Here is a 12,516-nt window from a genome sequence, read left to right on the forward strand (position 1 = left end):
TGCACCGAACTGCACTGGCTCAAGATCGGCGTACACCACAGTGCAGGCTGTGGATTGGTTGCGGCCGCAACGGGCGAGCGCCAATGACGGCGGATCATCTTGTCGCAGTCAGGTTTACGGCGCTGGTGTGATCGGCAAGGGACCACTCCAGTCGGCCTTCGCCACGATCTGGGCTGTACCGCTAGGTCTGTCGAAGGCGCAGCCGACGCTCGGGCGAGATCGGCATCGGGCTGTGCGGGCTCAACGCTGGCCATGGACACCGCGGGATCAGTGGAGCTGCGGTCAGCTCACCTGCCAACCAGGCCAGGCGCGGCCGACGCTCGGTTGCGATCCGGCGCATCGAACTACACACGGGTTCAACATCGGCCACGGGCACCGCCAATCGGTGGACTGGCGGTCACCTCGCCTGCTGACCAGGTCAGGCGCGGCGGGCGCTCAGTCGGGGGCTGGGGTGTCGATTGGGGCTTGGGTGAGTTCGGCTTTTACTACGGTGAAGGCGGTGGATTGGTGGTAGCCGCGGCGGGCGAGCATGCCTACGAGGCGGCGGATTGTCTTGTCGCGGTCCAGGTTCGGGGGCACGGTGCGTAGTTTGCGGCGGACCAGTTCGGCGGCGCGTTCTTCCTCGTCGTCGGCGGTGATGGCGGCGAGAGCGGGAGCGGCGTCGGATTGGGATATGCCCTTGCGGCGGAGTTCTTGGGCCAGGGCTTGTTTGCCTTTGCCGGAGAAGGTGTGGCGGGAGTGGACCCATTGTTCGGCGAAGGCGGCATCGTCGATCAGGCCGACCTCGGTGAAGCGGTCGAGGGCTCGTTCGGTGATATCGGGAGTGAAACCCTTGGCCGCTAGGCGCTGGGCTAGTTCGGCACGGCTGCGGGCGCGGACGGCGAGCAGGCGAAGACACGCCTCCTTCGCCTGCTCGACCGTCCCGCCTTGGCGGGTGCGCTCCGGACCTGACCGGGTTACACCGGTATCCGTCGAGGGCGCATCCTCCTCGGATCCGGCCGCCACCGGATCCGCCCATCGGCCATTGGAACTTTGAAAGTCAGCCGACTGGGAGTCGTTGCGCCGGAACTCGTTCCGGCGCTCGCGACCGCGCCGGGACCCGGTCGAGCGCGCCCGCTGCGGATCGGGCGCGCTCGACCGAGTTCCCATGATGTCCGAATCGGCCGAACCACCTTCGGCCAACCGGACCCGTCCATCCCCCCGCTCTTCCCACTGAAAACCCGAGGCCTCCGAATCGCCTTCAGACCACGGCCCCCGCCCCGACTCGGACGCACCGGATCCGAAACCATCGGCCTCCGAATCAATTTCCGACCGCCGCCCCCGCCTCAACCTGGACGAACCCGAGCCGAAACCATCGGCCTCCGAATCAACGTCAGGCCACCGGCCCCGCCCCGACTCGGGCTCACCCGACCGGAAACCATCCGCCTCCAGATCGGCCTCGGGCCGATGACCTCGCCCCAACCCGGACTCACCCGATCGAGATCCGCCGCGCACCGAGTCGACCTCGGACCACCGGCCCTGTCCCAAGCCGGATCCGCCCGACCGGAACCCGTCGGCCTCTGAGCCGACCTCGGACCGCCGGACTCGCCCCAACTCGGACTCAACCGAGCGGAAAGAGTCGGCTTCCGAATCCATCTCCGACCACTGCACTCGCCCCGCGGACTCGCCCGAACGGAGCCCAGCCTCTGGGGCACCTTCGGACCACCGGGCTCGCCCCGCCTCGCCCGACCGGAATCCGGCAGCCTCCGAATCGCCCCGGGACCACCGACCCCGCCCCAACCCCGACTCACCCGCCCCGAAACCCGAAGCCTCCAAGTCCATCTCGGACTTCCGAGCCCGTACCGATCCAGGCGCACCCGAATGTGATCCAGTCTCCTCCGGGAGAGTAGGCCGCCCCGAAGCGGAGAGCAGCTCATTCAGCTGACGCCGAACCTCTTCCACCGGATCGGGCCGCGCCTCATCGGACGCGGACCGACCACGACGTGATGCTGGGCGCCGAGAGTTCATCGGATCAGAAATCGGCGGGAACCTCTGCGGCCGCTTCCGCGGTTACATCGGCGCCGATGCCGAGCTTTTCCTTGATCTTCTTCTCGATCTCGTCGCGGACATCGGTGTTCTCCAGCAGGAACTTGCGGGCGTTCTCCTTGCCCTGGCCGAGCTGGTCGCCCTCGTAGGTGTACCAGGAGCCGGACTTGCGAATGAAGCCCTGTTCGACACCCATATCGATGAGCGAGCCTTCCTTGGAAATGCCCTGACCGTAGAGAATGTCGAATTCCGCCTGCTTGAACGGCGGCGAGACCTTGTTCTTCACGACCTTTACGCGGGTGCGGTTGCCGACCGCGTCGCTGCCGTCCTTGAGGGTCTCGATGCGGCGCACATCCAGGCGCACCGAGGCGTAGAACTTCAGCGCCTTACCACCGGTCGTGGTTTCGGGCGAGCCGAACATCACGCCGATCTTCTCGCGCAGCTGGTTGATGAAGATGGCGGTGGTGCCGGAGCTGTTCAGCGCACCGGTCATCTTGCGCAGCGCCTGACTCATCAGTCGAGCCTGCAGACCGACGTGGCTATCGCCCATCTCCCCCTCGATCTCGGCCCGCGGCACCAGCGCGGCCACCGAGTCGATGACAATGATGTCGATCGCACCGGAACGCACCAGCATGTCGGCGATTTCGAGGGCCTGCTCACCGGTATCGGGCTGGGAGACGAGCAGCGCGTCGGTATCGACGCCGAGCTTGCGGGCATAGTCGGGATCGAGCGCGTGCTCGGCGTCGATGAAGGCGGCGACACCGCCCGCGGCCTGTGCATTGGCCACCGCGTGCAGGGCGACGGTCGTCTTACCCGAGGATTCCGGACCGTAGACCTCGACAATGCGGCCGCGCGGCAAACCGCCGATGCCGAGCGCCACGTCCAGCGCGATGGATCCGGTCGGGATCACCGAGATGGGCTGGCGGGCCTCCTCGCCGAGACGCATGACCGCGCCCTTGCCGAAGCTCTTCTCGACCTGCGCCAGCGCCAGCTCGAGCGCCTTATCGCGGTCGTACGCCTGTGGTGCCATATCCTGATCCCCTTTTCGACGGGTAAGTCTCGTTCTTGGTTGGCGCCCACATTAGAGGGCGGCACCGACAAGTTCTGGCGACAAGCCTAGACGAACAGATGTTCGAGTCAAGCGACGCGCCCGACAACACGCGAGCCGACTTCGGCGCACCGGGCAACCGCCGCGCTACGGCCGATTCCGCGCCACCGCCCGTTCACCGCACCAGCGATATCCGGTCGCTGTCCAGCAGCGTCTGTGCCTGCTTGAAGACCCGCAGGGCCGGTGTCACCTCGACATCGGTGATCCCATCGAGGGCACCGAGCCGCTGGGTGACATAGCGGTAGAGGTGGGCGGTATCCCGGCACATGATCGACGCCATCAGATTGACCGGCCCCGTGGTCGCGGCGACGAATGCGGTCTCCGGATGCTTCGCGATCGCGGCGCCCACCGACGCGAGATCGGCCGGGCGGGTGCGCAGCCACAGCGCCGCGCGCACGGCATATCCCATTCGCTCGATCGCGAAATCGAGATCGAAGTAGAGCACCCGGGATTCGACCAGTTCGGCCATACGACGCGCCACTCTCGTTGGGGTCCAACCGATTTCGGCGGCGATCTGAGCATAGGGCGCACGGCCGTCGCGACCGAGGATCGCCAACATCGATTCGTCTTCGGCCGAAAGCCGCACCGGCGCTTCCGGTCCCATATCGGCCCGCGTCGACCGCGACCCGAGTTCGCGCAACTGCGCTGCGGTGAACAGGTGACCGAAATGCGGCCACTCCTCGTCGAGCGGAAACCGATGGATCACCTCGTGCGCCGTCAAGCCGATCACCTGGCTGGCCTGCGGCAATGTCTGCAGCAGCAGTTTGTCGCGGCGTTCGACCGAGCGCGGGCGGCTCACACAGGTCACCTCGGATCCGGTGGACAGCAGGGTGACCCAGCTCAGATCCGGAAACCGAGCCAGCGATTCGGCCAGCCGCACCGCCTTATCCGGCGTCGTGCGCAGCCGGATCGCCCAGCGCGCGTGCCCGAGCGGCACCGCGTTCACCTGCCCCGACACATGCAAGATGCCGCGCTGCCGCAGCGACCGGTAGCGGCGCGCCACCGTCTGCTCCGAAACCCCGAGGATGGCGCCCAGCTTGGCGAACGCGATGCGGGCATCGCTGACGAGCGCGTGCACGATCTGCTTGTCGAGCACATCGAGGACGGAGGATTCCGACTCTTCCCCAGACTGCATAGGAGGAATATATCGCCAACAGACGCGCAGCTATGTGGATATCGTCGCATGTCGCACGCTGGGTGTCGAAATCGTTCATTCGCCCCCGGAGGCTCCAGTGAAGAAATGGCTCCCCCTATTCGCAGCGTGCCTCGGCACGCTGATGCTGCTCATCGACGTCACCATCGTCAATGTCGCGCTCCCCGATATCGCCGCCGATCTCGGCACCGGACTCTCCGGACTGCAGTGGGTGGTGGACGGATACGCACTGGCACTGGCCGCGCTGCTGCTCGTACTCGGTTCGCTGGCCGATCGGGTCGGCGCCAAGCGCACCTATCTGGCCGGGCTCATCGTCTTCGCGATCGCATCGCTGATCTGCGGGATCGCCGATACGTCGCCGAGTCTCATCGCCGCGCGGGCACTTCAGGGTGTCGGCGGCGCCGCGATGTTCGCGACCACACTGTCACTGCTGAACTCCACCTACACCGGTCGGGACCGCGGTGTCGCCTTCGGCGTCTGGGGTGCGGTCGCGGGTGCGGCGGCCGGAATCGGCGTGGTGCTGGGCGGTGTGCTCACCGAGGCGCTGTCGTGGCGGTGGATCTTCTTCGTCAATCTGCCGATCGCGGTCTTGGCGATCGGGTTGACGGCCATCGTGTTCCAGCCGTCACCGCGGCAGGCGGATCGGGCCGTGGACCTTCCCGGCATGCTCGCGTTCGCGACCGCCGCGACAGCGGTCACCTATGGTGTCATCCGGGGCGGCGAGCACGGCTGGTCCGATGGCGCGACATTGCTCGCGCTGACGCTCGGCGTGGTTGCATCGCTGGCCTTCGCATTCATCGAATACCGCAGTGCGGCACCGATGTTCCCGCTGCCACTGCTCGGCAACCGCAACTTCGGCGCCACGCTGGTCTCGGCTTCCGGACAGACGTTCGCGGCCTTCGCCGCCACTCCCCTGGTATCGCTGTGGCTGCAGCAGCAGCTGCATATGACGCCGCTGCACGCGGGACTCGCGATGCTGCCGATGGCGGCGACCGCATTCGTGGTGGCCGGTGCGTTCGGCAAGCTGCTGCACGATGTTTCGCCGAAATGGACGATCGGGGCGGGCCTGGTGCTGGTCGGCATCGGAACCGGATTGCTCACCATCATCGACGCCGGATCATCGTGGGTCGCATTGGTTCCCGGATTCGCGGTGATCGGTGCTGGCATCGGCATCAACTCACCCGCGCTCGTGGCGGTGGGAATGGCGGCGGTGCCGCCGCGACAGGGCGGAATCGCCGCTGGCGCGGTGAATACCGCACGCCAGCTCGGACTCGCGCTCGGAGTCGCGGTGCTGGGCACGGTATTCCGCGAGGTCGCCGATGCCGATCAGCCGATGACATTGTCGCGGTTCGTCGATGGGCTGGACGCGGCATTCGCCGTGGCGGCCGGGGTCGGGATCGTGTTCGGGGTGATCGCATTCGGGCTGTTCCATCGTCAGCACGAGGTGGTCGCGGATGGCCCAGCGGAGCGGGAAGTTGTTGCCGCATAGGTAAACCCGCAGCGAAGACGGGTGCCGGAATCCCCGCAGGGGTTCCGGCACCAACCGCGCGCGGATCGTCGAACCAGCAATGCCCCCGCACTACCGCTGCGGCAGCACCGATTCGTCCCCTTCCTGGCGCGGGCCGAAAATGCGGCGGTCGGATTCCTCGATGCGGACATCGTTGATGCTGGCCTCGCGCCGCGACATCAGACCTTCCAGGGTGAACTCCCACTGCTCATTGCCGTAGCTGCGCCACCACTGGCCGGATTCATCATGCCATTCGTATTGGAAGCGGACCGCAATGCGATTGCCTTCGAAGGCCCAGAGGTCCTTGCGCAGCGCGTACCCGTTCTCGATGGACCACTTTCGGGTGAGGAACTCGACAATGGCGTCGCGGCCGGTGAAGAACTCGTCGCGATTGCGCCAGACCGAATCCTCGGTGTACGCCGCGGCGACACGCTCGGGATCCCTGGTGTTCCAGGCATTTTCGGCGGCAAGCACCTTCACCTTCGCGGATTCCAGGTCGAACGGCGGCAATGGGGGTCGCATAACAAGCTCCTTCTTCGGTATCGGATTCGGCCGCACCCTGCGTGGATGTCGCAAAGGCGTGGATCCGGTCAGGGGTTGACCGGGGAGAGTTCGGCAGGACCCCAGCGCAGCGGGCCCGAACCGCGAACTTCCACTACATCGGTAATGGTGAAGTCGATCGTGCACTGGGATCCGACGGTGAATGTCGCAGCATCCCAGATCAATTCGGCGGTTCCGGTGAGCTGCAGCGTTCCGCCGGTGCGCCAGTCCGGGATCAGCATGCCGCAGCGTGGATTCACCGCGATATTCCCTAGCGTCATGAACATCGAGTTGCCCTGGTAATCCGGCCATCGCAGCCGCGTGGACGAAAGCACCTGCAGGAAACCGGGATTGCCGCCGCGATGGGAGGCATCGGCATTGCCGTCGACATCCGCGGTCGCGACGAAGAACGTGTCGGCCGCGGTAATCAGCTCCCGCTGGCGCGCGTCGAGTTCGGTACCGCATTGCGGCGCCGGAATATCGACACCGGGTCGGTAGGAATCGATCGTCCGGCGTGAGATGTATTTCGGGCAGTTCGAATACACCTGGTCGACAGCGATCCGCAACCCGTCACGCCACTGCGTCGGCACCGCGAAACCATTGACTCGCATCCGCCTGCGCCGCTGCGGCTGCAGCGCGATCATGCCGATCCGGGCCGGGCAGGTCAGTGTGCGATGCAGCGGATCCCCGACCGCCGGAAATGCATCGACCGCGATCGTCTCGGCATCGAGGGCATGCACGAATCCCAACGGCCCAACCAAATCACTGGCCCACACATGTCCCGCATCGTCTGCGGCCGCGATCACGACCATCGGCTGTTCGGCCAGGAAGGACGCCGCGACATCCGGGATATCGCAGCGGATCATCCGGCCGACGCGGTCCGCGATGTGCTGCTGACCCATTCGCTGTTGTACGGCGACCTCACCGGAGTGGAAGTGCGTCATCGGCTCAGAAGAATCCACAGGTCGGAGCAACACCGCTCGGCGCGGGAGCGGATTCGGCGCCGGTGGGTGCGTAGACCTCGAGCCGGATGCCGTCGGGGTCGGTGAAGAAGATGCCACCGGAAGCCACGCCCTCACCGTGCGCGACGACACCGTCGTGCACGAAATCCACCGCGAGTTCGCGCAGCAGCGCCTCGATCGCGCGCACCTGTTCGACGGTGTCGACCTGGAACGAAAGGTGATGCAGGCCGGGAGTCTCAGTGGAGAACGTGCCATCGGACTGCTGCCAGAGGGTCACCATGAGCTTGCCGTTGACGCCGAGGAACGCCCAGCGTTTGCCGTCATCGGTGCTGGCCGCGAGCTGTTCGAAACCGAATGCGCGCCGATAGAAGTCCACCGAGCGGTCCAGATCGGAGACGTTCAGGCCGATATGTCCGGTGACCAACTGTGGCGCGATGGCTGTCGTCATCGTCATGTGAATCCTCCTCGAAATCAATAACCGTCATAGATTGTTTTATTGGTTAGAACATAGCGAGTGGCAGCATGGGCGTCAACCTTTAAAATCGATTTGACTAGTTAGAACGGCGGTGGTCGACCTGACGACACAAGGCGGATCGCTACCCTCAGGTATGCCCGATCCACGACCCCACCTCGGTGAGCCGCTGGCACTCGATCTGCTGAACACCCGATGGATCGAGAACGGGCCGCAGGATCTACTCACCGATGTGGCGGGTCTCGGCATCTGGCTGACCTCGGCCGGGCTGGCCGAGCGCGCGAAAGCCGACGAACCGACCCTGCAGGCGGTGCTCACCGCGCGCACCGCCATCTATGACGTGCTGAAGCACACCTCCCACACCGCCCTCAATGAGGTGCTCGACCTCGGCCGGATCCGGCGCACCCTGACCGATGCCGGCCCAGCCGATATCGTCGACGTGCCCGAAGCGACCTGGCTCCCCGGCTGGCTGGCCGCCGACAACCTGTTGCGGCTACTCGCCGAGGCACCGGACCGGATCCGCCAGTGCGCACATCCCGATTGCGTGCTGTTCTTCTACGACACCTCGAAAAACGGCACCCGCCGATGGCATTCGATGGCGACCTGCGGCAACCGCACCAAGGCCGCGCGCCACTATGCGAAAAAGGTTTGAGCTCAGAAGAGTTCGTCCAGCAGCCGGTAGTAGTCCAGCCGTCGCCGGTCCGGCTCGGTGAGACCGTAGGCGGTATAGAACGCGTGCAGTTCGTCGTCACCGAAGTCAATGGGCAGATCGCGCGCGACCAGGGCCAGATCGCGGTACCGATCCGCCACGCCCAGCCCGCCGACGTCGATCAGCAGGCCGCCGTTCAGGACATTGGACGGAGTGAAATCACCATGCGCGACAACGAGATCCGCATCCGTCGGGCGTTCGGCGAGCAGCCTGTCAAGTATCTGTTCGGGCGTCAGCCATCGGTTGTCCTCGTCGAAGTCCTCGGTGTCGACCAGACCCTCGAGCACATTGCGCCGCGCTTGGGTGAGCATGACATCCAGTCCACCGTCGAACGGGCACTCCGCGACCGGGATGTCGTGCAGGCGGCGTAGCACCGCGCCCATGACCGCGCCCGCCGATACCGCCGGATCGTCGAGTGCGGCCAGGCTCGGCACGCCCGCATCAGTCAGCACCAGGACATCGGCTTCGAACACGGCGATATTCGGTAGCCGAATCCCCCTGCCCCGCAACCAGTTCAAGCGCTCGTACTCGGCGACGGCCTTCGGCCCACGCTTCACCCAGTACGTGCCGTTGACGTGCGCGACACCACCGCTCATCCCTTCGTGATCATCCGACCACGTGGGTTCCTCGCCGAGTAGCGCGACCACCTTCGGCGGCAAGGTCGCGGGCAGTTCGTCGAGGGCGTCCAAGGAGGTGCGCGTGGATTCGATCAACTCGGCGTCCCCCTCGGCGACTCGCAACTTCAGCGCCTCACTCAGCAATGCCTTGGCCTCCGGCAGCCGACCTTGTTCGGCGAGCGCCTTGCCCAGGTGCTGCAGCGCGAAGGACAACACCTCCGGCGCGCAGTCCCGAGCCCGGTCGACGGTCCGGCGATACAGCGTTTCGGCGGTGACAACATCGCCGCGATACCGGTGGGCATCGCCGAGGTTGATCCAGACCGAAATCCGGCGGCGATCGCTGTCCGCGAGTTCGAGGGCGCGATCGAGGTGATCCAGGGCCTCGTCATAGCGGCCGAGTAGTAGCAGGTCGATGCCGGTCTTGCGGAATTCGGCGAAATCGACCGGCCGGGCGGCCGCTACCCGCGCAGCCAGCTGTTCATGATCGGTAGCGATCATGCGCAGCCGCCCGTCGAAGCGGTATCCACCATCGGTCACCAGCGTGATCTCGGTACATCGAAATCCGCACAGAGTGCACGCCACACATCCCGTGGATCGACACCCGCCTCGATGGCGGCGGCACCCGTCCGCCCGCCCAACGCCGGGATGGTGTGATCTTTGAGCAGGCTATCGCCACGGGCCACACCGAACTCGGTGTGCAACAGTTCCTGGAACTCGGTCAACCGCACCGTGTTCAAGATACTCGCGTCGCCGCGCTCACTTCCAGATACCGGTATGCGGTGGCGTTGCCCATTCTCGAATTTGCACTGAAGCGAGCGCCCCTGGAATCAAGCTCGAACACTGAGAACGTCGTGGCAGATAGCGATGGCATCGGTGACGTCCGCGACGCCGGAGGCCGCCTCCTGTGCCGCGGTCGTGTAGGAGGGGGTGTCGAGGAGCTCTCGGACCGCCGCGCGAACGGCGTCCACGGTCAGCGGCCGAACCAGAATCGAACCGCCCTGGCGGGCGGCACGATTTGCCAGTTCCCATTGGTCGCCGCCGCCGGGGACGGTGACGATCGGGACACCCGCGAGCAGCGATTTCGCCAGCAGGCCGTGCCCGCCACCGCCCACGACGAGCGAGGCATGGGTGAGCAGTTCGTCTTGACGGCCGAGTCCAGCGGTCGCCCAGGGCGGGAGGTCGGTCGGCGGGGCGTCGAGCATGGAGATGGCGACCCGCACCCCCGCCCCGTCCAGGGCGGCCAACACGGTGTCGACCATGCCCGCGACGCCGGTGTGTGCCGTCGACGGCGCGACCATGACCAGCGGCTCATCACCAGGCGGTAGGTCAAGAGTTTCCCGGGTCGGTTCCCACAGCAGTGGGCCGATGACATGAGTGTGCTCGGGCCAGTCGGGGCGCGGCACTTCGAGGGCGGGCAGGGTGGCAACCAGGCGGGCCGCCGGACCCGGATCGGTGGCGGGCAGGCCGACACTTTCGCGGGCATGCTCCCGCTGACGCAGACCGTTGCGGATGGCGCGAGCGGTCATGGTGCGCAGCATGCCGTCGCGGAGTCGCCCGCGCAGACCCTCCCCCGGCGCGAGGCCACTGCCGATGGGCGGCAACGCTTTCGACGGAAGATACAGCGGATGCGGCGACAGCTCGACCCACGGCACCCCGAGTCGCTCGGCGGCCAGCCCGCCGCCCGCGGTGAGCACATCCGACACCACGAGTTCCGGCAGCATCGCGCTCAGATCGGGCAGGATCTCGGTCGAAATATGCGCCGCACGTTCATGAATGCGCTGACCGGCATCGCGGTCATCGTCGACGGCGCGCGGGGCAAGACCCTTGAGTCTGCGCACCGCAATGCCCGCCTCCTTGGCGGCGTCGAACCAGCGCGGTCCGGTGAACAACACCGGTTCGTCACCGGCGGTCAGGAAGCGCTCGCACAGCGCCAGCGCCGGAAACGCATGGCCCGGATCCGGCCCGGCAACAACGGCAACACGCATGCGGTCAGCCTGCCATATCAGCCTCGGAATCAGGTGGGGTGGCGATCGGGCGGAGCGCGCATGGGCCGCATTCCGGGTGCACGGCCTGCCAGCATTCACCGAAACGCCATTCACCCGCAACCCCACCGGCCGACGATCGACGGCAGACTGGTCCAGACCATTTCGCTCACCGGCGCCGGACGCGCTCAGCAGTGAGCAATCACATCACGAGATCGGGGCTGAGGTGTCGGTATCCACCGTGGACGAATTGATCAACCTGCTGACCGACTGCGCCGATGTCTGGGATATGCCCGATCGCAGCGGCGACCCCGTCGACATCCTCGATCACGACCTGCAATGCGCCCAACTGCTGCGCCTATCCCATCCCGATGACGAGGAACTGCAACTGGCCGGACTGTTGCACGACATCGGCCACAAACTCGTCCCCGGCGACGACGCACACCACGGCGAACACGGCGCCGATGCGATCCGCTCGCTACTCGGCGACCGCGTTGCCCGACTGATCGAACTGCACGTCATCGCCAAACGCTATCTCGCCGCAACCGATACCACCCACACGCTTTCCCCCGCCAGCCAGCGCACCCTGATCGCCCAGGGCGGCCCGATGACCCCAGCCGAAATCGCCGAATTCCGAGCCGATCCCGACTTCACCGCCGCCATCGCCCTGCGCCGCGCCGACGATGCGGGCAAGATCGTCGGCCGCGAAGTCGCCCCGCTGGAATCGTGGCGCCCGGTCATCGAACGGGTAGCCGCCACACACTGAACCCACCCGCCGTCACAACCGATTTCAATACTTCCCCACTTATCCGTTACCCTTGCTCAGCAACACCGGTCCGGGTGGCGGAATGGCAGACGCGCTAGCTTGAGGTGCTAGTGCCCTTTATCGGGCGTGGGGGTTCAAGTCCCCCTCCGGACACAACCAATACGCCAACACGTGGCCGTGGGTTCGTCTCGGCCGTGACTGTGTGGTTATCGTGGTTTCCAGCTTGTCGCCGGGGTTGGCAGCCCGCAGGATCTCCAGGATTCCGCCCAGTGCATCCACGAGCGGGCGGGACAGTACCCGGCGATTGTGCGGTTGTGGCCGTCCCGGCCCTGGCGGACAACGGCCTCAACGACCTCGGCCAGCCCCACATTCGATGCCGACCACTGATGGGGCTTCCTACTGGCCCCTGTGCCTGCCGGGTCGATCTTTTACGCATGGATTGTGTGTTCTGGCTCCTGTCCGATCGTGGCGTACCAGCTGGCGAGCAGCTTCAGGCCGTCCGCGGCGGCACCCTCGGGAGGCGCGCTGTAAACGACCACGCTCAGGCCGCTTTCGTCCGGCAGGCTCATGGTCTCCTGATCTAGGTCGTGTCTCCTAATGATTTGAGCCATTCCACGATGAGGGCCAGGACGAATCCGGCGCGGTAGGTGATGGCCAGCTTGTCGAAGCGGGTCG

The 12,516-nt window shown here is 66.0% G+C and carries 13 protein-coding genes and 1 tRNA gene; 4 read left to right on the forward strand and 10 right to left on the reverse strand.

Features of this window, described 5'->3' with window-relative positions:
* Nucleotides 1-435 precede the first annotated feature (435 nt).
* The 3 genes from recX to ACWEO2_RS38980 all read right to left on the reverse strand — a co-directional run bounded on the left by recX (nt 436) and on the right by ACWEO2_RS38980 (nt 4,268).
* Nucleotides 436-1,005 carry a recombination regulator RecX gene (gene recX, locus ACWEO2_RS38970; protein WP_452409946.1) on the reverse strand — a complete coding sequence of 190 codons (570 nt, stop codon included), beginning with the start codon at nt 1,003-1,005 and terminating at the stop codon, nt 436-438.
* Between the two features lie 1,006 nt (nt 1,006-2,011).
* Nucleotides 2,012-3,055, reverse strand: a complete 1,044-nt coding sequence (recA, locus tag ACWEO2_RS38975; protein ID WP_355189866.1) for a recombinase RecA — start codon at nt 3,053-3,055, stop codon at nt 2,012-2,014.
* A gap of 193 nt (nt 3,056-3,248) precedes the next feature.
* Complete coding sequence (locus ACWEO2_RS38980; RefSeq protein ID WP_452409947.1) at nt 3,249-4,268, reverse strand: Lrp/AsnC family transcriptional regulator; 1,020 nt, start codon at nt 4,266-4,268, stop codon at nt 3,249-3,251.
* Between the two features lie 97 nt (nt 4,269-4,365).
* On the opposite strand from ACWEO2_RS38980, the gene ACWEO2_RS38985 reads away from it, so the two are divergent.
* A complete protein-coding gene (locus ACWEO2_RS38985) occupies nt 4,366-5,775 on the forward strand; it encodes an MFS transporter (RefSeq protein WP_452409948.1) in 1,410 nt (469 codons plus the stop codon).
* Nucleotides 5,776-5,865: 90 nt separating this feature from the next.
* On the opposite strand, the gene ACWEO2_RS38990 is transcribed toward ACWEO2_RS38985, so the two are convergent.
* The 3 genes from ACWEO2_RS38990 to ACWEO2_RS39000 all read right to left on the reverse strand — a co-directional run bounded on the left by ACWEO2_RS38990 (nt 5,866) and on the right by ACWEO2_RS39000 (nt 7,743).
* Entirely contained in the window at nt 5,866-6,315 is a 450-nt protein-coding gene (locus ACWEO2_RS38990) for a nuclear transport factor 2 family protein (RefSeq protein ID WP_452409949.1), read from the reverse strand.
* Nucleotides 6,316-6,383: 68 nt separating this feature from the next.
* On the reverse strand, nt 6,384-7,277 hold the full coding sequence (locus ACWEO2_RS38995; protein WP_452409950.1) for a pyridoxamine 5'-phosphate oxidase family protein: 894 nt from the start codon (nt 7,275-7,277) through the stop codon (nt 6,384-6,386).
* Between the two features lie 4 nt (nt 7,278-7,281).
* Entirely contained in the window at nt 7,282-7,743 is a 462-nt protein-coding gene (locus ACWEO2_RS39000; RefSeq protein ID WP_452409961.1) for a VOC family protein, read from the reverse strand.
* Nucleotides 7,744-7,903: 160 nt separating this feature from the next.
* Here ACWEO2_RS39000 and ACWEO2_RS39005 point away from each other — a divergent pair, with 160 nt between their 5' ends.
* Nucleotides 7,904-8,419, forward strand: a complete 516-nt coding sequence (locus ACWEO2_RS39005; protein ID WP_452409951.1) for a CGNR zinc finger domain-containing protein — start codon at nt 7,904-7,906, stop codon at nt 8,417-8,419.
* Nucleotides 8,420-8,421: 2 nt separating this feature from the next.
* Here ACWEO2_RS39005 and ACWEO2_RS39010 read toward each other — a convergent pair whose 3' ends face one another.
* The 3 genes from ACWEO2_RS39010 to ACWEO2_RS39020 all read right to left on the reverse strand — a co-directional run bounded on the left by ACWEO2_RS39010 (nt 8,422) and on the right by ACWEO2_RS39020 (nt 11,078).
* Complete coding sequence (locus ACWEO2_RS39010; protein WP_452409952.1) at nt 8,422-9,630, reverse strand: phosphotransferase; 1,209 nt, start codon at nt 9,628-9,630, stop codon at nt 8,422-8,424.
* The gene (locus ACWEO2_RS39015) at nt 9,627-9,821 is read right to left on the reverse strand and encodes a DUF3046 domain-containing protein (RefSeq protein WP_355189874.1); all 195 of its coding nucleotides are present in this window, start codon (nt 9,819-9,821) and stop codon (nt 9,627-9,629) included. Before ACWEO2_RS39015 ends, ACWEO2_RS39010 begins: the two co-directional genes overlap by 4 nt.
* A gap of 99 nt (nt 9,822-9,920) precedes the next feature.
* Nucleotides 9,921-11,078 carry a glycosyltransferase gene (locus tag ACWEO2_RS39020; protein ID WP_452409953.1) on the reverse strand — a complete coding sequence of 386 codons (1,158 nt, stop codon included), beginning with the start codon at nt 11,076-11,078 and terminating at the stop codon, nt 9,921-9,923.
* Nucleotides 11,079-11,301: 223 nt separating this feature from the next.
* On the opposite strand from ACWEO2_RS39020, the gene ACWEO2_RS39025 reads away from it, so the two are divergent.
* Nucleotides 11,302-11,841, forward strand: a complete 540-nt coding sequence (locus tag ACWEO2_RS39025) for an HD domain-containing protein (RefSeq protein WP_452409954.1) — start codon at nt 11,302-11,304, stop codon at nt 11,839-11,841.
* 68 nt (nt 11,842-11,909) lie between these two features.
* Nucleotides 11,910-11,994 (forward strand) — tRNA-Leu (locus ACWEO2_RS39030).
* Between the two features lie 275 nt (nt 11,995-12,269).
* On the opposite strand, the gene ACWEO2_RS39035 is transcribed toward ACWEO2_RS39030, so the two are convergent.
* The gene (locus ACWEO2_RS39035) at nt 12,270-12,410 is read right to left on the reverse strand and encodes a hypothetical protein (RefSeq protein ID WP_452409955.1); all 141 of its coding nucleotides are present in this window, start codon (nt 12,408-12,410) and stop codon (nt 12,270-12,272) included.
* Between the last annotated feature and the right edge of the window lie 106 nt (nt 12,411-12,516).

Source organism: Nocardia sp. NPDC004278, assembly GCF_053602975.1.

Coding starts and splice junctions, on each gene's coding strand:
- recA (WP_355189866.1), bottom strand. CDS start 3,055: ATGGCACCACAGGCGTACGACCGCGATAAGGCGCTCGAGCTGGCGCTG.
- ACWEO2_RS38980 (WP_452409947.1), bottom strand. CDS start 4,268: ATGCAGTCTGGGGAAGAGTCGGAATCCTCCGTCCTCGATGTGCTCGAC.
- ACWEO2_RS38990 (WP_452409949.1), bottom strand. CDS start 6,315: ATGCGACCCCCATTGCCGCCGTTCGACCTGGAATCCGCGAAGGTGAAG.
- ACWEO2_RS38995 (WP_452409950.1), bottom strand. CDS start 7,277: ATGACGCACTTCCACTCCGGTGAGGTCGCCGTACAACAGCGAATGGGT.
- ACWEO2_RS39000 (WP_452409961.1), bottom strand. CDS start 7,743: ATGACGACAGCCATCGCGCCACAGTTGGTCACCGGACATATCGGCCTG.
- ACWEO2_RS39005 (WP_452409951.1), top strand. CDS start 7,904: ATGCCCGATCCACGACCCCACCTCGGTGAGCCGCTGGCACTCGATCTG.
- ACWEO2_RS39020 (WP_452409953.1), bottom strand. CDS start 11,078: ATGCGTGTTGCCGTTGTTGCCGGGCCGGATCCGGGCCATGCGTTTCCG.
- ACWEO2_RS39035 (WP_452409955.1), bottom strand. CDS start 12,410: ATGAGCCTGCCGGACGAAAGCGGCCTGAGCGTGGTCGTTTACAGCGCG.